Annotated in this window: 23 protein-coding genes and 1 pseudogene; 18 read left to right on the top strand and 6 right to left on the bottom strand. The window is 49.2% G+C overall.

The window, feature by feature from the left end; translation table 11 throughout:
• The first annotated feature begins 6 nt into the window (after nucleotides 1-6).
• From KIH39_RS09105 to KIH39_RS09085, 6 genes and pseudogenes are all read left to right on the top strand, one after another.
• On the top strand, nucleotides 7-759 hold the full coding sequence (locus KIH39_RS09105) for an ABC transporter ATP-binding protein (RefSeq protein ID WP_213499019.1): 753 nt from the start codon (nucleotides 7-9) through the stop codon (nucleotides 757-759).
• Nucleotides 752-1,849: an HlyD family secretion protein gene (locus KIH39_RS09100; protein ID WP_213499018.1), complete on the top strand. Its 1,098-nt coding sequence runs from the start codon at nucleotides 752-754 to the stop codon at nucleotides 1,847-1,849. The genes KIH39_RS09105 and KIH39_RS09100 overlap by 8 nt, the downstream gene beginning before the upstream one ends.
• 825 nt (nucleotides 1,850-2,674) lie before the next feature.
• The gene (locus KIH39_RS09095; protein WP_213499017.1) at nucleotides 2,675-2,944 is read left to right on the top strand and encodes a BON domain-containing protein; all 270 of its coding nucleotides are present in this window, start codon (nucleotides 2,675-2,677) and stop codon (nucleotides 2,942-2,944) included.
• A 259-nt stretch (nucleotides 2,945-3,203) separates the two neighbouring features.
• Nucleotides 3,204-3,446: a dodecin family protein gene (locus KIH39_RS09090; protein ID WP_213499016.1), complete on the top strand. Its 243-nt coding sequence runs from the start codon at nucleotides 3,204-3,206 to the stop codon at nucleotides 3,444-3,446.
• 840 nt (nucleotides 3,447-4,286) lie between these two features.
• A pseudogene (locus tag KIH39_RS27065) lies at nucleotides 4,287-4,505 on the top strand (FAD-binding domain-containing protein); the annotation flags it as partial.
• Nucleotides 4,506-4,514: 9 nt separating this feature from the next.
• The gene (locus KIH39_RS09085) at nucleotides 4,515-5,132 is read left to right on the top strand and encodes a deoxyribodipyrimidine photo-lyase (protein WP_246539621.1); all 618 of its coding nucleotides are present in this window, start codon (nucleotides 4,515-4,517) and stop codon (nucleotides 5,130-5,132) included.
• On the opposite strand, the gene KIH39_RS09080 is transcribed toward KIH39_RS09085, so the two are convergent.
• From KIH39_RS09080 to KIH39_RS09070, 3 genes are all read right to left on the bottom strand, one after another.
• Complete coding sequence (locus tag KIH39_RS09080; protein ID WP_213499015.1) at nucleotides 5,110-5,928, bottom strand: hypothetical protein; 819 nt, start codon at nucleotides 5,926-5,928, stop codon at nucleotides 5,110-5,112. The two genes, KIH39_RS09085 and KIH39_RS09080, sit on opposite strands and share 23 nt — an antisense overlap.
• A gap of 232 nt (nucleotides 5,929-6,160) precedes the next feature.
• Nucleotides 6,161-6,562 (bottom strand): Hsp20/alpha crystallin family protein, encoded by a 402-nt coding sequence (locus KIH39_RS09075; protein WP_213499014.1) that lies wholly within the window; start codon nucleotides 6,560-6,562, stop codon nucleotides 6,161-6,163.
• A 482-nt stretch (nucleotides 6,563-7,044) separates the two neighbouring features.
• On the bottom strand, nucleotides 7,045-7,239 hold the full coding sequence (locus KIH39_RS09070) for a hypothetical protein (RefSeq protein WP_213499013.1): 195 nt from the start codon (nucleotides 7,237-7,239) through the stop codon (nucleotides 7,045-7,047).
• A 694-nt stretch (nucleotides 7,240-7,933) separates the two neighbouring features.
• On the opposite strand from KIH39_RS09070, the gene KIH39_RS09065 reads away from it, so the two are divergent.
• The 8 genes from KIH39_RS09065 to KIH39_RS09030 all read left to right on the top strand — a co-directional run bounded on the left by KIH39_RS09065 (nucleotide 7,934) and on the right by KIH39_RS09030 (nucleotide 15,287).
• Nucleotides 7,934-9,298, top strand: coding sequence for a PAS domain-containing sensor histidine kinase (locus tag KIH39_RS09065; protein ID WP_213499012.1), 1,365 nt, complete (start codon nucleotides 7,934-7,936; stop codon nucleotides 9,296-9,298).
• Nucleotides 9,298-9,969 carry a pyridoxamine 5'-phosphate oxidase family protein gene (locus KIH39_RS09060; protein ID WP_213499011.1) on the top strand — a complete coding sequence of 224 codons (672 nt, stop codon included), beginning with the start codon at nucleotides 9,298-9,300 and terminating at the stop codon, nucleotides 9,967-9,969. The genes KIH39_RS09065 and KIH39_RS09060 overlap by 1 nt, the downstream gene beginning before the upstream one ends.
• Nucleotides 9,970-10,040: 71 nt before the next feature.
• The gene (locus KIH39_RS09055; protein ID WP_213499010.1) at nucleotides 10,041-10,304 is read left to right on the top strand and encodes a hypothetical protein; all 264 of its coding nucleotides are present in this window, start codon (nucleotides 10,041-10,043) and stop codon (nucleotides 10,302-10,304) included.
• A 17-nt stretch (nucleotides 10,305-10,321) separates the two neighbouring features.
• Entirely contained in the window at nucleotides 10,322-10,537 is a 216-nt protein-coding gene (locus KIH39_RS09050) for a hypothetical protein (protein WP_213499009.1), read from the top strand.
• Between the two features lie 907 nt (nucleotides 10,538-11,444).
• Complete coding sequence (locus KIH39_RS09045) at nucleotides 11,445-12,008, top strand: hypothetical protein (RefSeq protein ID WP_213499008.1); 564 nt, start codon at nucleotides 11,445-11,447, stop codon at nucleotides 12,006-12,008.
• A gap of 443 nt (nucleotides 12,009-12,451) precedes the next feature.
• The gene (locus KIH39_RS09040; protein ID WP_213499007.1) at nucleotides 12,452-12,919 is read left to right on the top strand and encodes a hypothetical protein; all 468 of its coding nucleotides are present in this window, start codon (nucleotides 12,452-12,454) and stop codon (nucleotides 12,917-12,919) included.
• Between the two features lie 373 nt (nucleotides 12,920-13,292).
• The gene (locus tag KIH39_RS09035) at nucleotides 13,293-14,147 is read left to right on the top strand and encodes an oxidoreductase (protein ID WP_213499006.1); all 855 of its coding nucleotides are present in this window, start codon (nucleotides 13,293-13,295) and stop codon (nucleotides 14,145-14,147) included.
• A gap of 105 nt (nucleotides 14,148-14,252) precedes the next feature.
• Nucleotides 14,253-15,287 carry a zinc-dependent alcohol dehydrogenase gene (locus tag KIH39_RS09030; RefSeq protein WP_390623703.1) on the top strand — a complete coding sequence of 345 codons (1,035 nt, stop codon included), beginning with the start codon at nucleotides 14,253-14,255 and terminating at the stop codon, nucleotides 15,285-15,287.
• Nucleotides 15,288-15,587: 300 nt separating this feature from the next.
• Here the strand turns inward: KIH39_RS09030 and KIH39_RS09025 are convergent, their stop codons facing one another.
• Both KIH39_RS09025 and KIH39_RS09020 read right to left on the bottom strand, forming a co-directional pair.
• Nucleotides 15,588-15,773, bottom strand: a complete 186-nt coding sequence (locus KIH39_RS09025; RefSeq protein WP_213499004.1) for a hypothetical protein — start codon at nucleotides 15,771-15,773, stop codon at nucleotides 15,588-15,590.
• A gap of 773 nt (nucleotides 15,774-16,546) precedes the next feature.
• Entirely contained in the window at nucleotides 16,547-16,855 is a 309-nt protein-coding gene (locus KIH39_RS09020; protein ID WP_213499003.1) for a hypothetical protein, read from the bottom strand.
• Between the two features lie 369 nt (nucleotides 16,856-17,224).
• On the opposite strand from KIH39_RS09020, the gene KIH39_RS09015 reads away from it, so the two are divergent.
• A complete protein-coding gene (locus KIH39_RS09015) occupies nucleotides 17,225-17,554 on the top strand; it encodes a serine hydrolase domain-containing protein (RefSeq protein ID WP_213499002.1) in 330 nt (109 codons plus the stop codon).
• A gap of 549 nt (nucleotides 17,555-18,103) precedes the next feature.
• Here KIH39_RS09015 and KIH39_RS09010 read toward each other — a convergent pair.
• Entirely contained in the window at nucleotides 18,104-19,177 is a 1,074-nt protein-coding gene (locus KIH39_RS09010) for a hypothetical protein (RefSeq protein ID WP_213499001.1), read from the bottom strand.
• Between the two features lie 548 nt (nucleotides 19,178-19,725).
• Here KIH39_RS09010 and KIH39_RS09005 point away from each other — a divergent pair.
• From KIH39_RS09005 to KIH39_RS08995, 3 genes are all read left to right on the top strand, one after another.
• Entirely contained in the window at nucleotides 19,726-22,092 is a 2,367-nt protein-coding gene (locus KIH39_RS09005) for an RNA polymerase sigma factor (RefSeq protein WP_213499000.1), read from the top strand.
• Between the two features lie 241 nt (nucleotides 22,093-22,333).
• Entirely contained in the window at nucleotides 22,334-22,894 is a 561-nt protein-coding gene (locus KIH39_RS09000; RefSeq protein ID WP_213498884.1) for an ECF-type sigma factor, read from the top strand.
• 94 nt (nucleotides 22,895-22,988) lie between these two features.
• A complete protein-coding gene (locus tag KIH39_RS08995; RefSeq protein WP_213498999.1) occupies nucleotides 22,989-25,211 on the top strand; it encodes a serine/threonine protein kinase in 2,223 nt (740 codons plus the stop codon).
• The last annotated feature ends 14 nt before the right edge of the window (nucleotides 25,212-25,225 follow it).

Below are 25,225 nucleotides of genomic sequence, written 5' to 3'. Positions count from 1 at the left end.
GAAATCATGGTTTCCGAGAACTCGCCCGATCGGGGCGTCAGTTGCAAGGGGCTTACGAAAGAATATGGCCAAGGCCAATCGCGGGTGCTCGCCCTACGAGGCGTTGAGCTAGATATTCCTCCTGGGAAATTGAATCTTCTAACGGGCCCAAGCGGTTGCGGCAAAACGACCCTCATATCCGTTATCGCAGGGACGTTGAATCCCACTGCCGGGGAAGTCTTCGTCTTCGGTATAAACTTGAATAGACTTTCCAAGAAAAAGGTGACGGCCTTTCGAGCCAAAAATATTGGCTTTGTTTTTCAGCAATTCAATTTATTGCCTGCCTTGACGGCCCAGGAGAACGCTTCAGTACCACTGGTCATCAACGGCTGGACGAAAGCGACGGCGTTAAAACGAGCCGCGGACGTCCTTCGATCGGTCGGACTTGGAGATCGCTTGAACAGTCTTCCTTCCCAACTCTCGGGGGGACAACAGCAACGCGTCGCCATCGCCCGAGGCTTAATTCACGAACCCCGACTACTGGTTTGTGATGAACCGACTTCGGCCGTCGATGCCGCTTCCGGTCATGCCATCATGCAGTTGATTCGGTCCGTGGCGATCCTGCCGAACCGAGTAGCAATCGTCGTCACCCACGATCAACGGGTCTTACCGTTCGGCGATCGGATTATCGCTATGGAGGATGGTCACGTCCTAAGTGTCAAAAATCAGGAAATCGATGTTGCCCGATTGAATGGCAAATTGGAGCTGGAAAATGCTTAATAAATTGATCAAATACGGCCTGCCTGGCCTGGCCGCGGGGTTAGCTATCTTCGCTTTGATTCACTCTTATATTGTGCAGCGTTCCGAGCCTCAAGCGAACCCGCCGGTTGAACCTTCCTCGAGCCCATTTGGAAATACGGTAGCGGGGGCCGGAATGGTGGAAGGAAACACCGAAGCCAGCGGAACGAGCATTATCTCCATCGGTTCGCAAATGGCCGGAGCCATCGTTCAAGTTCATGTCCAGCTAGGACAGCAAGTGAAGTCCGGTGATCTTCTTTTCGAGTTGGACAGCCGGCTCTTAGAAGCCCAAGTCAAGACGGCGCAAGCGACTTTGGCGGCCAGCAAGGCGCAGTTACGAAAACTCGAATTGGAACCTAGACCCGAGGAAGTACCTCCCGCGATCGCCCAGATGGACGCGGCCGAGGCAAGTGTCAAATCGACCAAAGATACCATGGAACGGGACAAAAATATCTCCGGGGGCGCCGCCCTAGCTGCTCAACAACGAGTCATCGATCGGCAAGCGTATATGAACGCATTGGCGTTATTTAGTGTCGCCAAAGCCAATCTGGCGTTGCTCAAAGCTGGTACCTGGGAACCTGATAAAATCATTGCTAAAACGAACGTCGACCTTTCTCAGGCTCAACTCGATCAGGCTCGAACCAATTTGTTACTGCTACAGGTTCGCGCTCCTATAGATGGGACAATCTTACAACTGAATGTTCGGGCCGGGGAATATGTGTCTACCATGGCCAATCAGGCATTGATCCTGATGGGAAATCTTAAGCCGCTGAACATTCGAGTGAGCATCGATGAAGAAGATCTTCCGAGATTGATTTTGAATTCACCCGCTACGGCGAAGATCCGCGGAGACAGTAATCAAAAGGGCCTACCTTTGAAATTTATTCGATTAGAGCCCTATATTGTCCCGAAAGTTTCGCTGACCGGTGTGAATACAGAACGAGTCGATACTCGTGTGGTACAAGTAATTTATGCCGTTATTGCGGATGAGAAAACGATCAAAGAAAGTAAACTTCTCGTCGGTCAAATTGTCGACGTCTTTATCGATCTTCAGGAAGCTAAAAAGCCATAACAGCCCCTTCCTAAGAGTTCGTTTCGAGAGTGAATTAACGATCTTCCAAAGCAGGTCTCGTTTTGATGGCCATTTCGCCGTTTTGATAGACGGACTCCTTGAAGAGCCGCCATTTGAGAAGATCTCGGAAGGCAATCGAGCTCCGTCCGATAAACGAGATCACCTCCTGCGGATATTGGACTCGGACTCAATGCGGCCGACGTTCTTTTGTCCATACTATCATACCAGCGGACCGAAGCGTTCGGTCTGGATTGCATCCCCGGCAATTACGAGACAGTCACTTTCATCCACCCGGTCTTAGGATCGATCACCGTCAAGTGGCGGTCCTCGATTGCGATTTAGCCCCACAGATGTCGGATTTTGATAGCCTGACGTTTGCTATGGGTCGATTCCGGACGCTCGGATCCACCCGAAGGACCTGCATCACTCGTCCTGAACGAGGATACTTCTGCGGATGTTGCAAAGAATCAGCGGCCGAAAGTGTGGGTTCATAAAGTAAAGCCCGGGGTAGACTCACTACAGTAAAGACACTAAAACGAGATACTTCTCGAGACGCAGCCTTTCTGCATTGATCCTTTTCTCACGAGCTTGCTGTTAGAGTCACCGGTTTTTTCAAGTTTGATTCAATTCCTTCGAATACTCCTTTCGGATGATTTTTGGGAAAGTCAAAGCCCTTTTCCTTACGTCCATTTAACCGTAATTCTCTACTTGCCTTACGCGATACTCTGTCCCTTCTGAAGAAACCATTTCAGATACTACTGTTATCAAGTGAAATCGGAAGGACCCTCCGATCTGATCGAGCGGACGGGAACCTGGAAAGACTATATGAAAACGGATGCGCAATTGAAGACAGAGATGATGTACGAAATCAAGTGGGACCCCAGAGCGAGCACGGCTCAGATTGATGTCACCGTGGTGGATGGAATCGTGACACTGACGGGTTCTGTCTCTTCTTTTGCTGAACGCTGGGCTGTTGACGGAGCGGCTTTGAGAGTCGAAGGAGTCAAAGGTCTTACCAAAGCTATCACGATTAGACTGAATAGCCAGGAAACTCGATTCGATATACCTAATGCCGCGGCTAATTTGCGGAAATAAGGAAGCTCGTTTTGGCATTCCATCGAGCTAGGATCGCTCCACAAGGATTCCCAAAAGGGAAAAAGTTATTGAGTGCTGGGGCGAATGTTATTGAGGGTGGTGAGAGAATGGCTCTCTATTCTAAAGATCTACCAACCATTCTGATGAGTTGTCCAGATCGAAGTCCGCCATTTTTTAGTTTATGGTGAGGACTTCGGAACATTACATCTCATCCGTGTTTTTAATGTGCTAACTTTTCGCGTTTCAAGGAGCAAGTATCATGTCGACCATCAAACAATCCCCAAAGACCCCCGCCGCGATTCGAGTGATCGAAATGGTAGGCGAATCCAAAGAGAATTGGAGCGATGCCGCACGATTGGTAATTGAAAAAGCATCAATAACGTACAAGAACATCACGGGTTTGGATGTTCTCCACCAGACGGCCGTTGTGCGGGATGGAAAAATTGTGGAATATCACACCAACGTCAAAATTGCCTTCCTCCCTGAACCAGCCTCAATGTAGGGGATGATCGCAGCATCGTCCGGAAACGGGGCTATTGCGTGACTTCTGCGATAGCCCCATAGGCGGCATTGTCAGTCCTGCAAAAAAATGCCAGAATACTCGTCGCAATATTGCGGAACACGATCAGGCCCCCCTTGCCCATCATCGGCTTCCAAAACCGTGAAATCTGAAAGTTGTAGAAGGCGAGCGATGAGGATCCGTACCGGTTTCTCATCTTCGACGACCACTAGGCTTCCATACTCCTACCATTCTTTAGAAACTGATTTCAGAGGCACTGATACCGACGCAGACTTGCCGGAGAGCGGAAGAATGATTCGAAAGGTGGTTCTCTTCCCTGGGTCGCTGAAGACTTGAATCGTTCCGCGGTGACCTCTGACGACCCCCAACCTCTACTTTGCCAATATCAAAGATTGCTTAATCGGAAATTATGCAAATGAAACCCTGGTGAAGTTCTAAGCAATAGCAATTCGATACCGAAAAAAGCATCGCGAGCCGAATCAGTTTCGGTTTTGCGCGGGTACCTCAAGCCATTTAACTGAAGTAGGAGAATCGTCAAAGAAAAAAAGTCAGCTCGTAGACCAGAATCGCCACACGGTTCACTCACCAAAACTGGCTGTAGGCCCGTTTTTTTGGACCAAGATCTTCCCATAGTTAGATATGTGGATCCCGTGGACTTCGTCGGTCTAGAAGTAGTGTGTGTTGGAGTTCTTGACTTTTAGACGTGAAAGAAGATCGAATTGCCATTCCGTGAGTCCGATTCGACTTCAAAGCCGGTCCAAGTCCCGCAGAACGGTGGCGAAAGCGTTGCCGTGATCGGCGCGGGCATCTCGGGTTTGATACCTGCACAATCATGCTCGGCTCTGGTTCGCAGCCTACTTAGGCCATTTCCGTGGTGTTCGCTGGCAGGAGGGAGCCCAACTGTTCCGTCAACATCTCTACGATGGTGATATCGCTAGCAATTCGTCGAGTTGGCAGTGGGTCGAAAGCACGTTTTCCTCCAAGCCCTATTTTGCCAACAAGGACAACATTGCCAAGTTCAGCGGCGGCCGCTGGTGCAACGCCTGTCGGGTGAAATGTCCGTTCGACGCCGACTATCCGATTCTCCAACATCGATTGTTTGCCGGTTCCTCGGCTCCGATGGCCACTCCGACTCCGGCAGCGGAATCGAAGCGAGTCGAACTTTCGGCGACCGATATCGTAAAGCGCCTTGAAACGCTCGCGCCGGCCTCCGATCTGGTGTGGGTACACGACGCGGCTATGTCCTGGGAGGATCCGGCTCTCAAAGCGAACCCCGACGCGGCCGTGGCGTTTGTCTTCGACGAACCGGCATTGCGGGCGGAGCCGTGGGCTTATCATCGACTGGCATTCGTGCTGGAGGGCTTGGAAGATCTCTTCGAGCATCTGCCGAACCCCACGAAACTGGTGCTCGTCGGCGATCCCGTCGAGCAACTTGCAGTCCTCGCCAACGCTCTCGGGGCGTCTACGGTTCACCTCTCGGAGCATCCGAACCCTACAGTTTTGGAAACCACAATTCAGTTGCGGAAAAGTAGACGGGTTGTCGTGCACTCCCGGCCGGGGTTTGCGGAGTACCCGCTGGAGCCCAAGCGTTTCTCGCGATATGGGGAACTTGTAGCTCCGCAGGTGTTGGGTTACCCAAGTAATACTAGGGCTGGGTCGGAGCACTGAAGTTGGGTTGAAAATTGTATGGCTCACCAACGATTTCGTGCCAGCGTTTCTGTTGCTCGGGTGTCAGGAATTGATTGAAGCGGGTTTGATAGTTTTTTTGATAATCTTTATATAGCTCATTTCCTTTAGCAGCGTTAATGCGTCCTTCTCTTTCAATGGCTTGAAGTTGCTCACGATTCCAATCAGTGGAGTTGCTGAGATTCTTTCGCTGTTCCGAAGTTAGCCTTAACTTGGTTTGAATATCCGGATCAGCCAGAGTATTAAATCCACCGTATTGATAGTGAAGTTGCTGATAGCGGTTCATTTGATTCTGATTAAAGATATCTCTCGCACCACTCATCCAAGCCGATTGGTATTGGCGATTAAGGTCGCTATATCGTTTGGCTCGTTCCGTCTCGCTTAAATTGCCGAGGCCTGTATAGTCGCGATTGAATTGCTCCTGTGTCTTTTGCGTATGAATATTGAGTCGATCAAGTTGAGTCTGACTCAGATCAAGGGATTTAGAAACCCCATTCATCCCATAAATTGTGAACGGATAGTTGTAGGGTCGTTGCGCATTAAAGTTTTGATTGTTCGAACGCGGGCTTGGGTTTTGCCCTTGGTTTTGATTGGGGTTCTGCTGCTGGGTCCCCGTGCCTGGACTTTGCGGTTGACCTTGGCTCCCCGTTTGTGCTGTCGCGTAGTTGCCACTCTGCGGCGCCAGAGGGGCTGTATTACCGCTAACGGCAGGAATTTGAGCAAAAGTATTAAATCCCAGGGCCAAAACAGTCCATCCCGAAAAATGTATTGATTGCATATTCTACCTCCTAATTGGCTATTTCACTTTAAGTTATGAATGAAATAGGTGTGCGTTGAAAGCGATTAGTTGACAATTTGTAATTATTGTCAGTCTCTAAGAGATAATCTCTTCTTATCAATTGGATCAGCGCATAGCCGTATTTTAAAAAAATATTGCAGAAATTCGCATCCCTGAAATTAATCAAAACGAATTGCGCAACTCAGGAGCGAGTAACATCCCTGTGGGCGGATTAAACTGCTTTGCCAGTTAGTGTTTTTTCGGTGCTTCGTCCAACTGCTGGCGGTGCCACTACTGTCGTGCCAATTTTGGACTTGGGTTCTGCGGCCCCAGTCTGAATAATGACCTTGACGGCATCCTCCATCGGATCTTTGAAAGGGACTTCAATGCGGAGTAGCCCTTGCTCGTAATGGGCTTCCGCTTTGTCGGGTTTAACTGGCCAGCTTAAAGCAACTGCTGCTACATACTCGACGTCCCGAGAAGGTGCCTTCAGATGGATACTATCCTTCAAGACTTTTACGTCAATAGTTTCGGTTGGTGCCCCGGGAATTGTGAATTCCACTACGAGCTTATGCGTTTGCGCATCCGCATAGACGATCGTTTCGGGCGCAAGTTTGAAAAGATTTTCCGACATTGATACACCTTCTTAATGAAATAACGAACTAAGAAAAATCGGCCCGGAAGAATAGTATTCTACCATCTCGCCCGAAGCCGGATATTTAAATCGAGCGGCAACAAAACAAAAACCATGTGACTTCTTCGGGAAGCCAAAACTTTGTGATAGGCTCACTCGACTACTCTAAAGTATCTGGAAATAGCATCGATCTGTCAGAAAGATAAATTGATAAAATGGAGAAGCAAAACTAATGACTAGCCGACAGGAAAAACCTTGCTTGGGTAAGGATCTCTCGAGATAGCGAACCAAACGTGACTGTAATTGGTTGACCTCATCCACAAAGGATGCAGATTGCTTATAGGTCTCTGTCAACTAGTATATCTGTAAATTCATTCAGCCCATCAACTTGGCAATAGCAAATGCCGTTGAGGCAGTCAGTGCCTCAACGAACAGCGACTCACCGATGTTTCGATATGGGCGATTGGTGGTGAGCCGCCCTCTTACGAACCCAGCATGCGAAAGTTCGCAATCAAGCGGTAAAGACGAGGATCCAGATGCTGGAAGAAGACAACAATCCATTTCTTTCGATAAACCTTGCAGTAGAAATTAATTTTCAAAACATCAATCTTCGATTGAAGCCCCAAGTCGGCATTGAACGTCATCTGACTGATGCGCATACTCCCAGCCTCAGCCATAGTATTCCTCATTAAAACTCGTCTGATAAGGACGATTCCTGCAAGCGATCATCAGTCGTGTAGGAACTTTGGGCAGGCTTCCGCTGCTTGCCAGATGTTGATTTGATATCTCCGGCGACCTATTGTAGCCTGCCGCCGGCAATGTTTAGTCAGTGGCACTCGAATCCTCCCAAACGCGTGTAGGGATTTACCGTACAGAAATTGTTCGCATCTCCCGACAGCTATATTTTTAAGGTGTATTAGATTATCATGATGCTAATTTACAAGTAATAGAAAGAAAGTGATTTGATATGAAGGAGTATTGTTCTCTCGCGAACGTTAAATTTAAGTTCGGTCGCTGCGCTCGTTAGATTTATTTATGCGGTAACGTCACGATCTTTTATATGCAATAAGACATTATTGAATTGGATATTTAGGCCAGGGTTTATTATTAGATTATACGTGGAATTCTTGATGGGACAACTGGCTGACGCACTTCGAATAATTTTGTGGCTTCGAAGTGCACTCGATTCTCATCAAACTCTATTTTTTGGAGATTTCGCTACTTTCCTAGGAATTATTGCGAATCCCGGGATGTCGTTTTTCGAACTTTAGTGGTCTGAACTCCTAGTTCAGTTCATAGTTCGATCCTGTTTGTTTTGACCGTGGTGCGATTAAATCAATGGATCTCATATGCAATAACGGAGTAATGCTAATGAAAAACATAAAACCATATCTGAAAATGTACTCTTCGCTCACTTCCGAAATAGAACTTCGCCAAGGATTGGTTTCAATAACAGATTTCGTAAAACTCCCGAAGGTTGAGGTGAATCAACTAAATTTGATAAGTTCTGAAGAGAGTCCTATTTGCGTCGGAAACCTTCCGATCTCGCCCTCGGCGAAAACTCAAGTGGTTGAGGAATTACTCTTTTACCCCAAAATATTCGTTTCTGAAGATTTTAACGGATTGTTGCAAACAGCCACGGATGCCGTGGTGATTATAGATCGAGATCCCCATATTGTTTGCATAGAACCCCAAATGCAGCGACTTTTTGGCTATTCCGGTGAAGAATTGCTGAGCCCCGAATTTGAGCTTTTGATGCCTGAGCCATTCAGAAGTAGATTCGTTCGCCAGCAAATAGTGTTTTTTGAAAAATCCTCCACAAGAGCAATGAGTGAAGCTTGGGAGTTGCGCAGATTACGTAAGGATCCCATCCAGATCAGTTTTAGGAAAAGATTTATTGAAAATGGATTTATTGGTGCGAGTTTGATTCAAGATATTACAGATCAAAATCGAGTAGAAGTAGATTTACGGATGAGTACAGGAGAACTTCAAGAGCCTTCACAGCATAAAGATGAGTTCCTGGGAATGCTGGCCCACGAATTACGCAACCCGCTCGCTAGTATTCGGTATGCGATACAAGTTTTGAAGCAGGATGGCTTGCCCCTCTCCACAGCAGAGCATGCCCGAGATATCATAGATCGTCAGACAGTATACATGGCTCATCTTATAGATGATCTTTCGGACGCATCCCGAATTATCCATGGAAAGTTGCATATCGATAAAGTAATTGTTGATTTGTGTGAAATTGTTCAAAGATCCATGGAAATCTGCCAACCTCAATTTCTTTCACGCAAGCAGGAAGTGGCGATCTCGTTTCAGATTCAACCTATCTGCTTGCTGGCTGATCCGACTCGATTAATTCAGATCTTCACTAACCTATTGAGCAATTCCTCCAAGTATAGCGATGAAGGGGATCAGATTAGGTTCACCGCAACCGTGGAATCTGGAGACGCGGTTATTCGAGTCCAAGACCACGGGATCGGAATCGACGTGGCGATGCTCCCTCACATTTTCGAATTATTTACTCAGGGCTACGATGCCATTAAGCGTTCCGAAGGAGGGCTCGGGATTGGCTTGTCGCTGGTCCATCAACTCGTTAGTCTCCATGGCGGATCAGTAGTGGCTTCCAGCGAAGGGCGCGGACGCGGAAGTGAGTTTCTCGTCCGATTGCCTTTGGCGATCTCATTCGATCCGAACATGCAATGCTCACAAGAAGGTCTCCGAGGAGTTGATTAATGAAGATTCGAGAACTGAGCCGGGAAGAGTGTCTTCAAATGTTGGCTCGAACCAGATTGGCCAGGTTGGCTTGCTTACAAGCAGATCAACCTTATGTTGTTCCAGTTTATCTGGCATTTGACGGATTGTCTGACTCGCTGTGTGGATTCACAATCCCTGGCCAGAAATTAGAATGGTTACGCGAAAATCCTAAAGTTTGCGTCGAAGTCGAAAAAATCACATCCTACGACCAGTGGATAACTGTGATCGTTTTTGGAATCTTCGAAGAGTTACCGGAAGTCTTGGCCGATGATACCGCTCCTCTTCAAGCTCCTAAACGTCCTCTGCAAGTCTGCGAGACTATCCCACCTATTTTCGTCGAAAAGTGTCTCGATGATAGTCTAGACCGTTCAAATAACCAGAAGCGAAAAAGAGCTTGGGATTTACTCAAGCTTGACCCCATGTGGGGTGAACCGGCGTGCAGCATTTGGACAAGTCGCGCGAACCGAAATTTGGGGGAACCGTTTCATTCCGTCTATTACAGAATTCGGATCGACACAGTATCGGGTCGTGAAGCTGTTCCAGATGCTTTCGAGCTGAAATCGGATTCTCCTTCACCGAACAGGAGACAAAACTGGATAAGTAGAACCCTAGTACGACTGATTGGGAAGAATTCAGAACATGTGGCTTAAAAGCGGGTGAATCAACCGAAATTTTACTATTGGCAGTGGGCTGCAGTATAGACAACCCAGGTGAAATTAAAATGACAGGTAATATCTTGATTCGTTGTCCGGCAATGGCGGTGCTGTCGACTTGGCGGTGCTGGATCCGGGAATGCCAGCAACTTGTTTGTCCGGACAACGAGATCGTTCTGGAAGACGGCACAAAAATAGAATTCACACTGATAATTCCCAAAGTCTTGGTTCGTTGGAAATCCTGGGGCAAATGGCTCGTCGATGAAGTAACCGCCGAAGGTGTAACCCAATATGGCGGCCGAATCTCGTTAACTCTGGACGAATCTCGTTAACTCTGGAAAAGGAACGGGTGAGTAGAACAACCTGGCGAACCATGAATGCCGAGCCTTGCAACGCAATAGGCAGTGCCGAAGTTGGCGGTTTGCGCTGGAAAATCGGTCCCCATGTTTCCCAGACAGGAGTTAAGTCGTTCTTTCCAAAATGCCAGGTGGTGGCTACCGGGTTGGGCATTTTTCAGTACATTGCCGAGCCGGTCACCGCTGAAGGTACGCTTATGTCGAATTGAAACGCTATCGGAAGAATTCCAAAAAATATTATCATTTAGATTGAACAAAGACTCGTTATTCTGAATTTGGTACATTTGTTGGTGACAGTCGTTGTGAGTACTTGTTTCAGACGATTCTGTATTCATTTAAAAAGAAGTAAAAGCAAGTTATATTTCATTCACGCTATAAATGAGAGAAATGCACGACCAAGAAGAGACCATCATAACGGCCTTCGATTGGCGAGTTCAGACCAATCTCGATCCCTCTCAAACAGCACAAGCTGCAATCTACCGATCGTCTCAGTAAAATCTGATGGGGCCTAGCAGTTTGATTCAGCTTTCATTTTAGTGGGCAGTCCATTAAGACCTCTTTTTCCTAAAAGGTGAATACAAGATGCAGTGCTCATCAAAAAACATTTAATACTCGCAACTGAAAGATAATTTTAAAAGATCTAAAAAGTAAAAAGTTGGTAATCGGATAGCATCGCACTTCCCCTACAAGCCCATTGCAAATTCTCCCCACAGATCTTCGCTTGATCTCCCTTCAATCTTATCTCGATGACCAGTGAAGATGTTAGTGACCCCTTGATAGCAGTCTGATTCGTTACAGTTAGTCGTATGCTGAAGACTGAATTTCGTGGTCAGATTGATGCGATTGTCAAGAAGAATGCGTATGAAAAAACCACTATTTAAGAGTGGATTTGTGGCATGACAGCAGACTCATAAAAAGCTATCGATTCAAGGATCGTAAAAAACGGTCTTCATCGAATCTGCCTTGTAGTGTTTATGAAAATGCACTTCAGGCGACGAGATGATAGAAAATTGGTCTCTGATATATTTCGAGACTTGTTGGTGACTTGAAGGACCGGGTACTTTACTCGGACTTAATCCATTGCTGTTTCAAGCAGCGAAAAAAGGAGTGATTGAGATGATGCGAACGATGATCTTTACCCTGTTGGCTCTGGTCGGATTCATGAGCCTTGCGGTCGCCGATCAGGACAAAACCGACCCGAAGGCCAAAGAAGCCAAAATCATCAAGGTGGATCCTAAGGCGAAAACTGCCACAGTCAAACTGAAGGCAGCCGACAAAGATGTTGAGAAGACTATCAAACTCGCTGAGGAGATCGAGTACCTGGACAACACCGGAAAGGTCGCAAACATCGATATCTTCACAGCGGGTGACATGGTGTTCCTGGTCGAGAGCGATGGCCAGATCACAAAGCTGAAAAAGAATGACAAGGAAGCCAAGATCTCCAAAATTGACACAAAGAAGCACACCGCGACGGTCAAGATGAAGGCCGAGGGAAAAGACGTCGAAAAGACGTTCAAACTCGCGGAGGATATCGAGTATATGGACAGCACGGGCAAAGTGGCGAACGCCGAGATTTTCACTTCGGGCGATAACGTGATGATTGTAGAGTGCGAAAACGAAATTACGAAGATGAAGAGATGTGACAAGTCGCCAACCGCCACTCCGCCGAAGGGGAATTAGTCCCCAGAAATGAAATGGGGAGTAAGGGAATACTCCCCGACGAATGGCAGTGGAAACCGATGATGCGTTCACTTAATCGCCAAGGTATCTCTTCCAAAAAAATTAGTGCTATGCAGAGGAAATCTTCGAAAACGGACCAGAGCGAACGAAAAACAACGGTTCAGTTGTTTCCCGAACGAAAAGTTGTTTACAAAATGAGTCCAGAGCAAGCAACAATGCATAGTTTTTGTGCCAAGGACGCGAGTGCCAACGACAACTTAACGAATAGCGAAGCTGCAGAGTTGAGCCCGTAGACTGGCGAACCGCAACCCGATCGAGAAGGATAGCTTGGTAAAGTCGTCCGTCAATTGTGGCAATCGAATCCAGGTTTCACTATGATCCCGAGCAGTAAGAATTAGATTCCCGCATCTCTCAGACTGGTCGACAACCAGATTGCTAACCAGATGGTACGACTTTCCGATGAAACCCTTAATGAGAAGCCAATGAGTGCGAATATTGATCAATTTTGTAACCGCCTACGAGATGGACTTGAGGCCGTCGAAGTTCGGCTCCAAGCCATCAAAGCGAATATCCGCACCCTGCCGGGGAAAGCAGAAAAAGTATTGTTCGAAGAGCTCGCCGCCGCTCACCGCAAGGTTGATGGTCAAGTGGTAAAAGCCGAGCAGACTCGTAATGGCATAAAGGCCTGGGCAGCGATGAAGGTAGCCGAGACCCAGGAGGAAATCGGCGATTGGAAGGCTAAGCAGGAAACCAAGAAATTGTCGGCTCGTTCGAATCGGGCAGAATCCTATGCGGCAGATGCGATCATCTTCGCCGGGATTGCAGTGGACGAGGCCGGGGCGGCGATCCTGGAGGCAGCTGTTGCACGCCGCGATGCTGACGCGACTCAACCCGAGATCCATATCGCGTAGCCTTGTCCGCACCATGCAACTGTTTCCATCCTAACTGAAGGTACGCCGAGGACTACAGCAGTTTTCGCCGACTGAGTAAGCTTCACGAAAGCGATCAATTTTGTCTTTGATCTACTCAACATTTCTTGAAAAAGACAATTAGGAATTTGAAATGGCATACCAGAGCATCAACCCTTACAACCATAAAACTCTGACTTCGTTCTCGGAACTTACAGACAAGCAACTTGAGACGGTTCTCGAACTCGCTGCTACGGGCGCGAGCTGTCCAGCCAGGGAATTCAGGAATTCGTCAACAAAAAGCTCATTCGAGTCGATTCGATAGATTCTCCGGTGTAGCGGAGATTGAAGACATGATACCCAAGGAGGTTCGACAATGTCGCATACAAATGGCAACGAAAAACCCGTTTGGTTTATCACAGGTTGCTCGAGCGGGTTCGGTCGCGACCTCGCGCAATATGTGCTGGAGCTCGGCTACGGTACCGCTGTAACTGCACGCAATCCTAATGAAGTAAAGGACTTGGCAGCCAAGAAAGGAGCGTTGTCACTCAAGCTCGACGTCACCGATCAAAGTGAGATCGACGCCGCAATTAAAGCGGCCGAGGAGAAGTTTGGTAGCATCGATGTACTCGTCAACAACGCCGGCATAGGCTATTTCGCAGCCATTGAAGAGAGCGAGGAAGATCAAGTACGTCGAATGTTCGAGATTAACGTATTCGGGTTGAGCCGAATGATTCACGCGGTTCTGCCCCGGATGCGTAAACTTCGCAAAGGCTTCATCGTCAATTTCTCTTCTATCGGAGGCCTTCGCTCCTTCCCGTCGGTTGGCTACTACAACGCGACGAAATTTGCTGTTGAAGGTTTGTCCGAATCGCTCTGGCAGGAAGTCGAGCCGCTCGGAATCAAGGTGATGCTTGTCGAGCCTAGTGGCTTCCGCACCGATTGGGCGGGAAGGTCGGCAAGTGAAAGTAAGCGGCAAATTGAAGATTACGCTGCGACCGCGGGTAAGTGGAGGGCCAAGGTTCGCGCCCTATCGGGTAAACAGCCGGGCGATCCGATTCGTGCTGCACATGCGATTGTTAAGGCCGTCGAATCTCCAAATCCACCGCATCATTTATTGCTTGGAAATGATGCTTACAACGGGGCCATGCTGAAGCTCGAAGAATTGCGAAAAGAATTCGTGGCTTGGGAAACGGTTTCTCGGGGGGCCGATTTTCCGACGGAAATGTAAGTACAGAGGGGGCTATCGGCGCCCGCTACCAAGGGAACGCGAGGCGGTTATGCACTCCTTGGAATTCAAGAACTCCGAATGAACTCCAACGAAGAAAGTTCAAACATGTCGAACAAGATGCGAGCGGCCGTGGTAGAGCAATTTGGCAAACCCCTTGTGATCCAGGAAGTGGACATTCCTAGACCTGGACCAGGCTATGTGCTAGTCAAGACTGAGACGTGTGGTGTCTGCCACACCGACTTGCATGCAAGAAATGGCGACTGGCCCCTTAAGCCCGCGCTGCCGTTCATTCCTGGACATGAAGCTATCGGCATCCTCACAGAGATCGGTGCTGGTGTGATTAATGTGAAGGTAGGAGATCGTGTCGGCGTACCTTGGCTGTATTCGGCCTGCGGACACTGTGAGTATTGTCTTTCAGCGAGAGAGACGGTTTGTGGTCAAGCGCTGTTCGGTGGCTACACTCGCAACGGGGGCTTTGCCGAATACCTTGTCGCGGATCCTGACTACGTAGCTCACATTCCGGTTGGTCTGACAGCACGCGACGCAGCCCCGCTGATCTGTGCTGGGATCACCTCTTACAAGGGCATCAAAGAAACCCAATCGCGGCCCGGGGAATGGATTGTCATCTCCGGCATTGGCGGACTGGGCCATCTGGGAGTCCAGTACGCCAAGGCAATGGGTCTTAAGGTATGCGCGGTGGATATTGATGATGGTAAGTTAGAGCACGCCAAACGATTAGGTGCAGATGAAGGGGTGAACGCTAAACATCGCGACCCCGTGGAGGCGGTGAAAAAAGTAACCGGAGGCGGCGCAAACGGCGTTCTCATCACAGCACCGTCATTGCCTGCATTCACCCAAGGCGTGGGAATGACTCGCAAGTGGGGTACCTGCGTGTTAGTTGGTCTCCCGCCGGGAGAATTCCCAACGCCGCTATTTGACGTCGTAGCCAACTGCATCACTATTCGAGGGTCCTTTGTGGGAACTCGTCAGGATATGGCGGAAGCGCTGGCCTTCGCGGTTGATGGCAAAGTCAAGGCTGATACCGAATTGCAACCACTCTCGGCGATCAATCAAGTCTTGGAGCGTCTGGAACGAGGCGATGTTCCTTCACGGGTTGTTCTTGACTTTAATCGCAAGTGAAGCGGCGCGACTAATTCGATCACGCGAAAATATTTCGAGCGTAGATTGTTATCCACGTCCCTCACCCTGAAACAAATCCGCATTTCCCAAGAGCGCGGATCTAATGGAATTTCACGATTCACAGTAGAAATGTTACATGGTGATTCCTTCCAAAGTTTTTATCTTCTCGGCGGGGGTATCGGTTCAGCCGCCGCAGCGTTTCTCATCTGAGATGCGCAGTTAGTGGGACAGTTCAGCTAAAGCGAAGGTGCGGAGTCTGGTCTCATTTTTTTGACAAAAAATATCAATTTCGATCATTTTTCACAGAAGAAAATTGAGTGAGTGGAGCTGGCAATCCTTTTGAACCTTGAGGTATGGAATGGTCAGATCTCGCAAGGCGAAACGAGCCTTCGTCTCCAACAGGGGCAGAATCGTCACGAACGCCTGCTGGCGAGCTTCGAGCGACAGCACGGGAATAGAAACAGGAACGGTCATCGGAATGAGCATGAGTAGTCTCCTGAAACGAAACAACCGCCGGGGGTCGGTGGTTGTCGTGGATTGAAAAGGGGTAAAGTGGTGCCTCAAAAGAGGCTCACCGGAAAGAAGCCAAAGCTAGACTTCCCTCAAAGGTACTGACGCAAAAAGGCTGGGAATTTAGAGAAGATTTAGAGGGCTCCAATGGGATAGCCATTAGGGAGATTCGAGTATCGCGGAACTACTGACACTTTGGTAATCTTGAGATACGCCCTGTGCCAGTAGGCTCTTTGAATAGGGCAGGCCGAGCTGGAGTTCCCCTGGCAGAAGAGCCGACGAATGAAGCGGCAATAAAGGACAGCTTGTTGAAAGAGATATCTTTTGAAGGAATCCTCCATTTACGGGGATTGACATCTTGGTGGGAGGCTCTTCCCTTCGGCACAAGCTCCAAGCGAGGGGCACTCTTCACAAAACTTTAGACACCATCGAGCAGATCATAAAAAACACTATCACGGCGTCCTATTGTTTCGTTTGCGTGAGAAACGAAGTTTGCGAAGTTTGCATTTCGGACTGTAACCGAGCCTCGAAATCAGGTTCGGACGGCCGAAGCGATACGACTGACAGTGGTTTCTATCAACGTTTTCAGAGCCAGTCGAACTGGAGCGATACCAGTAAACCAGTTGTACGCGTACTCTCAGGAGTGGATAAGAGTCTGATAGTACGAGCATCCTGACGCGCACCTCCGCATCCGTGTGGAGGCGGCGTGTAGTCCCCATCTGTTTCGCGACCAAAAATATCAGCAATTTCTATTCATTCATCTTCATGACAAAGTTAATGTCGTATTCCTTATTCGTCGCTCGAATTTGGTTTTGCCACCGACGCAACATATCAATTTTTGATACCTTTGTGACGATCAGCGCCTCGGTAGTTTTGATCACATCCTGAAGCCGTTTTTCAGCTTCATCGGACGACTCGAAGGTCTCCATACATGTTTTGGTCGTGGCATTCGAAATGAGTGAAGAAATCAATCCGAACGGATGCGGACAATTAGATCCAAAATAACAAATCGCGTAATGAAGCTCTCGAGCTTCTTCTTCAAGAATAGGACTTTTCATAACAAAAAACTCCAAGGGTTTTGGAGGGAGAGAGAGCCTCAGCTTAAGCCATTAGGTCAAACGATGCAAGGGTTTTTGGCTGTCGAAAAAATTCTCTTTCCAAAAAGCCGTCAAAATTTCCAACTGGTGTGATTTAATTGGCAGAATCAAAGGTTGGCAGAGCCTGGTTCTTAGTTGGAAGCGGAGGGGCGAAGGCCAGAGGCTCTACATTACTTCTCCAGGAGGTTTAATCGCAATAACTAAGGATCGGTAAGCCTCAACACCCTCTGAGTGGGTTCGAGGGGAAAATGCCGACGCTGGAGGGGAAAGGCGGACGGCCTGAGACAAGCAGCCGATTGTCAAGGATCGCCGATCGACTTTGTCCAGTTCTTGACCGCCTTGGAAGGAACTCGGGGCAAACCGCTCCTCACCAAAGCGTCCTATCGGGAAATGCTGGCTCCGTTGCCCAGTCTCCCCTCCAAGGATAAACACAATGGACTGGGCTGGGATTCGGTGATCGCCGAGAAAGAGGGTAAGTACCTCTATGAAAAAAATGGCGGGATCGCCGGGATCGCTACCTATATGGAACACCTGCCCAGCAATGTGGATTATGCGGTATTCTTCAATACCAGCGCGGATAAAGAGGATTCGGATAAGCCGGACGGGGCGAACGCTTGGAGAAAAGAACTCATCGAGGCGATTCGAAAACAGGAATACTGACCCAAGATTGATCTTTTTGAAAAATTCTCAACATTTGCTCGAAAAAAAAGATTCCGGCTCTCAATCACCGTTCGATTTTTTTATTCTGGCTCCTGGGAAGCATTACCAAAGCGGGCAGTGGCGCTGCTCAATGGCAAATGGCCCAGGTGACTCACAAGGTGCTCCTTAAAGAGGCCCGGTTGCGGGTGTGGTTAAAAAAGATCAATTGGCGACGAGGTTCGACAAACACTCTTAGCTGTGAGGAGAAAACCGGCAACGATTATCTGGCACAAGTTGAACAAGCGAAAAGCTTCTCGGAGTACCGAACAATAGCCTTGGCCTAGCGAAGATTGAAAACTCTTATGACAATGAATCTTGCAGTAATCGCTTTGGTAGAGGAAAAGGGAAGCAGAAACAGACTCCCTGGCTTGCAATCGTGGACCGAAGGAAGAACTGAGTCTCCTGAAGACTTTCGAGCAAAGCAGTGGGGGACCCGAGATCGGCTATGCCACGATCGCTCAAACACGTTAGAGTCAATTCAATTTTCGGGACCTCGGGAGGAGATGTCGTTCATTTCTCCAAATCCGGAGGTTTGCTGGCCCAGACCTGATCGAAATGGCTGCCTCGATTTGAACTTCGTGTCTTTTCTGCCGCCTTTGCGAATAGCCCTTTCACTAAAAGGCCGTCTTTCGAGTAGAGCGTTAGAACTGCACTTCCTTTTGAGAGGTAAGAAATAAAGAATCTCGATCCGAACGCTTGATCGGACTCGGTTTTCCTTAACGCGGCAACAACTCCAGTGAAATCAATTGTACCCGCTGAAAATTCCGTCGAGTTCGCTAGGGCTGTCCCGAAACCCATGATTCCTGAACCGTCCGCGGCACAGCGCAGCCACCAGCAATTTGGAGATTGGATCACGAATTCTTCGAGAGGTTGAGATGCGCCGATTCCCGAGGTTTTCCGCAAATCTATTTTCAGAGGAGTGTACTTCCCCTCTTTAATGGAAATAAGGTGTTTCGATAAGTCTTTGGACTTTCCCGATTCTGATTCCGATACTTCCACAAAATAGTTGCCTGGGGCCGTAGACACAACAATTTCTCGACGGTCGCTCAACACAAATCCGACCGGGATGTTGGTTCCCGCCTCGCGAACTAGGACTTGTCGGTCGTTGACCGAACCTTCGCTCAAATTGACTTTCAGCCCTTGCGGCACTCGTTCCCATTTGATTTGTGATGCTAATCCTCTTACGGCCATTTCGAGATCCCAAAGGTCCGTTGGAGGTTCGGGATCCGTAGTAAGACTGCGGTCATGCCGTTCGAGAGTCTTCAGTTTATCGTGTCGGACTACAGTAGTTCTCACGACCCTGGTTGAGTAGGGGAGATAGTGGCCTTTCAAGTCATCGAACCGTATCGCGCCGGGAAGTCGGGTGAGACGGTTAAACTCCCGCGGATCTAGTTTAGCTTCAAACAACCCAACCCGTTCGTCGTGCCAGTTCCGGTTGCTATGTCCTCGGAATGAGTAGGTTGCGGTCCCGTCAGACCGCAGACAGATCTGTTCATCGATCTCTTCTATTTTTATCTCGGTAATGTCGCTGGCGCCGGCCATTGTCGGCGTAGCAAGAAGAATGAGAAAATAAAACGTCCTCATAAATATCGTCCCATCGAGGTCATGGAGAACGGATCTGTGAATGAAACTATATCAATTTGTAGGAGGGCCGAGGTAACAGGTTGGTAACAGATTGCAATTGCTGTTGTTTTGAATGCGATTTTCTTAGTTCTGGTGGAGACGTCGCTAATAGTTGGAGTTACTTCATAGCTCAAATTGGTCGCAGAAGGCAATTAGTAGAGTTGTGGCATAAGTCTAACTTGTCTCCGTTTTTAATTGTCAATCAAGTCTTCGGGCCCCACCTGAATCGCTTCCCCTTTGTTGCAGGGAGAAACGGCGCATAGGATCGCTGATAATGACGAGATACCGAATTGCAAGCTTACCCCGATCCCGTGTCGAAAGTCAAAAACCTATTCAAAGCTGGCACTTTATGAGTTATTTTCGAGGCTGAAGTAACTGTCCGTCATTCATTCAAAAGATCTAGAAGCGGATCAATTTCAAAAATCTTGGCTACTAATGGATCAAATTGAACCTCTGCCGGTAGTACTATGGTAGAGAGCCGAAATGCTTCGCAAGGAAGTTGGATCGCAATGGGACAACGAAACGCCGTTATACAGTGTATCCGTCAGATTCTACGCAATGATGCACGGCTTACCGACGGAAAACTACTGGAAGAATACATAAGTCGCCACGACGAGAGGGCATTAGAAATCCTAGTGGAGCGGCACGCACCGATGGTGTGGGGGGTATGCCGTCGCATTTTGTTCAATCACCACGCGGCCGAGGACGCCTTTCAAGCCACTTTCCTCGTTCTTGTACGAAAAGCGGGGTCGATTACTTCCCCGGAGTTGTTGGCCAACTGGCTGTATGGGGTGGCCTATCAAACGTCACTGAAAGCGAGAGCGACTATTGCCAAGAGGAGAGAGCGAGAAAGCCAAGTGATAGAGCTGCCAGAACCAATTTCGACTCCAAAAGTCGAATGGCTTTCTCTGCAAGCCGCACTGGACGAGGAATTGAGCCGCTTACCGGACCACTATCGAAGCGTGATCGTCCTGTGCGACCTGGAAGGACAGACTCGCAAACAAGTGGCAGGACAACTTGGCTGTGCAGAAGGCACGGTGGCAAGCCGATTGGCAAGAGCAAGAATCCTGCTGGCGAAGCAACTCAGCAAACGGGGTATCGCTTTGTCCGGAGGAGCGTTGGCAACGGTGCTAGCGCAGAATGTTCTATCAGCGAGCGTGCCGAACTTATTACTGGTCTCCACAATCAAATCGGCAACAATCTTTGTGACCGGGACGGAGGTTGCCACAGGAGTGATCTCGGGAAAGGTTGTCGCCATCGCGGAAGGAGTGCTGAAAGCCATGTTCCTTACCAAACTCAAGACTGCGGCTATCGCACTTGTGCTAATTCTCGGCTTTGGAGCCACTGGGGTAACCTTCCTTGCGAGTCGTACAGTGGCTGGACAGGACGTTTCGAAGCGAGCCGCGGAGTTTCCAATGAGGCCGGCAGCAAAACAGGAGCAAGAACCGTTCACCGCCTGGGGCAAGGAAGTCGAAGGTGTGCAGCTCGGCATCCGACTTGGTAACCAGCGTGTTTACCAGGTCGGGGAAAGCGTTACTCTGATCCTCCGACTACGCAACAACAGTAAAGAAACCGTTCGGTTTCGTGATAATGCCGAGTATTTTTACAAGAATCCTCCGCACGTCACGGACTCCGAGGGAAAAGCCCGTTCGATCCAGGGTTTTTCCATATTTGGGTTTATCCGGAAGAAGTCTCTTGCACCCGGCAAAGAGGTGGACCTGATTCAATTGGAACTCGCCGTTCGGCCAGAGACGGATCGAGAGCAAAATTCCGCATGGACCCTCTACGGAACCGGAAAGTTCCAGATTCAGTATAAGGTGGAGGACGTTGTGGGCGATGTTCGGGTCGGGGGTCCTGGAATGACCCTGAGTACCGGTAAGCTGGAGCTCGAAGTGAAACAGCCGCAGAAGCCGACTCCAGATAAGGAAGCCTTCACCGCTTGGGGCAAGGAGGCTGGTGGCCTGCAAGCGGGCCTGGGTTTGCCTCCCGGAGCGAAGCGGGTCTATCAGCAGGGTGAGATCGTCACTCTCTTCGTCCGGGTCCGCAATGTCAGCAAGGAGACTTTGAAGTTCGATTACATTCCTCAATTTCTGGACGAACAGCGTCCCATCATGACAGACTCAAACGGGAAGGCTATCCCTCAATTTGGAACCAGTATGCTCGGAATACACGGGACGACAACCATAACGCTGGAGCCGGGGAAGGAAGCCGTGCTTCAAACACGAATGAGCGCTGCCGCCGGAATGCGTTACGAGCTTATTCCCGTGGGCGAGGGAGCAAAGGCTGGGACCAAAGAGAAGTTCCTCCTCGTGGGAACTGGCAAAGTGAACCTCCAGTACGAACGTGTGATTGGAAACTCGTCGTCGGGTTTCCTGAATAACGTCGATTCTGTATTCGGTAAGCTAGGAACAGGAAAGTTGGAACTCGAAGTCCAGGCAGTCGCGAAAGAAAAGACCAAGTGCCTGACGCCTGAAGATGCCATCCGGGCGGCCTCCGACCCGACAAGAATGAAGGAATTCAATAAGAGCCAGCCCCCTGTCGAATTCCAAGTCGAGTCAGTGACCAGAACGAACGAGAAACTGTTCAATCAGGCTCGCGACGAAGCGGTGTTCGAGAAGGGCCGCGGCCTGGAGGATGTCGGGCTTCGTTCAAAAGCTCCAATAGACGGCATCATGCAGCGTTTCGGGGCGGTCCTGACGGCCAAGGCGGTTCGGCAATTCAACCGGGCGGGAATTCAGAACATCGAGAAGCACTTCGAAGGGAAAACGATCCGGGTAACGGGGTCAATTTCCAAACATGACGACAATATTTACGGACATCTTGTGGAGTATGAGATCGTCATTGATGATTTGAACCAGCTGGAAGTCGTCAAATGAAGCAGGTCGCCAGGTCCTAATTGTTGCTATGAGCTTCGCCGATCTGACGTTCGCCGCACGATCGGTCGTCTGACGGGGACAGAAAATAGGGCTATCTGTTAATTACCCGGTAGGAGAGAGATGTGGCCGGGGGAAGGAGATTTTTTTAATTCGAAAAATCTCCAACTGGCCTATGTGACCGGAGCACCTTAAACCGGCATCTGATTGGCAGCTTATCGAGAGGGAAATACACTATTCCTTCATGTCCGATCTGACTCAGTTACTGGTGGCGGCTCATCGTGGAAATAATCAGGCGGCAGCGGAGTTGCTCCCCCTGGTTTACGAAGAACTTCGGAAACTCGCGGCTGCAAGAATGGCGTTGGAAACGCCCGGGCAGACCTTGGAAGCCACGGCTTTAGTACACGAAGCGTATCTCAGATTGGTCGGCGACCAGCACTTTGAAGGACGCGGTCATTTCTTTGCTGCCGCTGCGGAAGCGATGCGGAGGATTCTCGTCGAAAAAGCTCGTAGCAAAAGTCGCCTGAAGCGAGGCGGCCAACTTCAACAGAAGGAACTTGAGCAACACGAACCTTCGATCAAAGCCCCGGTCGAAGCGATTGACATACTCGCTTTGAATGAGAGTCTGGAAAGACTAGAAGCCAAATCGTTTCGAAAATCCCAACTGGTAAAACTGCGTTATTTTGCTGGCTGCACTTTGGCTGAAGCCGCCGCGATTTTAAGCATCTCTTTATCAACCGCCGAGGAAGATTGGACTTACGCTAAAGTGTGGTTGAAACGGGACATGCAGCGCGAAGCGAAATAATTACTAAATTCTTCCGGGGGTTTTCCCCGGATTTGGCGCATTGGGATTAGAGTGAAAAAATGAATTGGCGACTCCAGGAATAAGGAAGTCTACCATGAATGAAAGCCTCATTTTCGCCGCAGCCTTGAAAAAGAAAACCGAAGCTGAACGCGAAGCCTACCTGGAAGGGGCTTGCGGCAACAATGCCGAATTGCGAAAGCAAATCGCAGAACTGCTGCGTCTGCACCAGCAAGAAAAGAGCTTCCTGGAACAGCCTGTTGCCCGCTTCGAGGCTACAGTCGACATGCCCGCTGGCAAATGGATCGATCCCGACACTCTGAAATTCGAACCCGACGATAAGCCCGGCACTCTGATTGGTCCCTATAAGCTGCTTCAAAAAATAGGCGAAGGGGGCATGGGTACGGTTTGGATGGCAGAGCAGCAGGAACCGGTCCGCCGAATGATCGCCATAAAACTCGTCAAGGCGGGGATGGATTCTGCAAAAGTCGTGGCGCGCTTCGAAGCCGAGCGGCAGGCATTGGCCCTGATGGATCATCCTAATATCGCTCGTATCTACGATGCCGGAATCGTCGGTCAACGACCCTATTTTGTGATGGAATTGGTTAAGGGCACTTCCATCACAAAATATTGCGACGAACATCGGTTGCAACCCAGACAACGCCTGGAACTTTTTGTCGCGGTCTGCCAGGCCATTCAGCACGCGCATCAAAAAGGGATCATACACCGAGACATCAAACCATCGAACGTCCTCGTGGCTCCCTACGACGGCCATCCAGTGGTTAAGGTGATCGACTTTGGAGTGGCTAAGGCAACGGGACAGCGACTAACCGACAAAACGATGTATACCGAGTTCGGTGCCGTCATTGGCACGGTTGAATACATGTCTCCTGAGCAAGCGGAATTAAACAACCAAGATATTGACACTCGCAGCGACATCTACTCGTTAGGAGTACTCCTTTACGAACTTCTGACTGGTAGCACGCCGTTAAACCGCAAGAACTTTAAAGAACAGGCGATATTGGAGATGCTGCGTATAGTCCGCGAACAGGAACCGCCGAAACCCAGTACAAGGCTTTCAACGGATGTCGCCTTGCCGAGTATCTCCGCTCAGCGAAAGACCGATCCTGCAAAATTGACGAGGTTAATGCGAGGCGATCTCGATTGGATTGCAATGAAGTCACTCGAAAAAGACCGCAATCGGCGCTACGAAACGGCCAATAGTTTCGGTATGGATATTCAGCGTTATCTAGGAGGGCAAGCGGTAATGGCCTGTCCTCCTAGCACCACCTATCGGCTCAAGAAATTTTTGAATCGAAACAAAACCTCCGTTATCGCCGCGAGTATGATCTCGCTAGCCTTGTTTAGTGGGATTATCCTCAGCATAATCGGTTATACTCGTACCCAGGCGCGAGCCTATGCGGAACGTTTGCTGGAATCGCCCACTTCGGAGCTACCGAAATTATTACTCGATCTCAAACCCTTGTGGGCCGATTCAATCTTGAAACAAGCGGCAGACGGCGAGGATCCCAGGCGAAAATTAAATGCTTCGCTCGCATTGTTATCTCGGGATGAATCGATGAAAAGGTATATCGCGGATCGATTGCCCGAAGCGGCTCCCGCCGAAGTTTCCGTTTTTGTGGAAGCGTTGAAACCATACGTGGACACTGTGCCGAAGATACCGAACAATTTGCGGGTCGCCGCCTTGGAGGCAGCCAACGGAAAGGTGGAGGCACATAAGATTGCGGAGATGCTCGTTGCAGAAAACTCTTTTCACTTCGCGCCCTGGTTGGAGGCGTTCCGCCCCGTTGCCAAAGATCTTCAACCCGCATTGGCCGCTATATACCGGGATAGCAAACGGCGGGAAAGTCAGCGCACACAAGCCGTCAACTTTCTATCGGAATACGCCAAAGACGATCCGACATTCGTGGCCGATCTAATTCTCGATGCAGACGAAGCGGCCTTTGTAACCCTTTATCCCGTCTTGGCCAAGCACACTTCGAAAGCGATCGATGCCTTGCAGGCCGAGTTGGCCAAGAAAACAGATGATAAGACACCGGAAGCCGAACGGGATCGCCTGGCGAGTCGTCAAGCGATAGCGGCCATTTCGCTGATTCGTTTAGGAAAAGCGAATGAAGTATGGTCTTTATTAAAATTCTCGCCCGATCCGACGGTTCGGAGTTGGATCATCCATCGACTGAAGCCTTATGGGGTAGATTTCAATCTAATCCATTCTCAATTCAAAACAGAAGCGGATATTTCGGCGAAAAGGGCATTGGTCTTGATTTTGGGAGAGTATGGTTTGGGCGAACTAGTGTAGTGTCTCAGAAATAG

The organism is Telmatocola sphagniphila (assembly GCF_018398935.1).
GTDB classification, from domain to species: Bacteria; Planctomycetota; Planctomycetia; order Gemmatales; family Gemmataceae; genus Telmatocola; species Telmatocola sphagniphila.
This window is presented reverse-complemented; position numbering and strand designations above follow the sequence as displayed.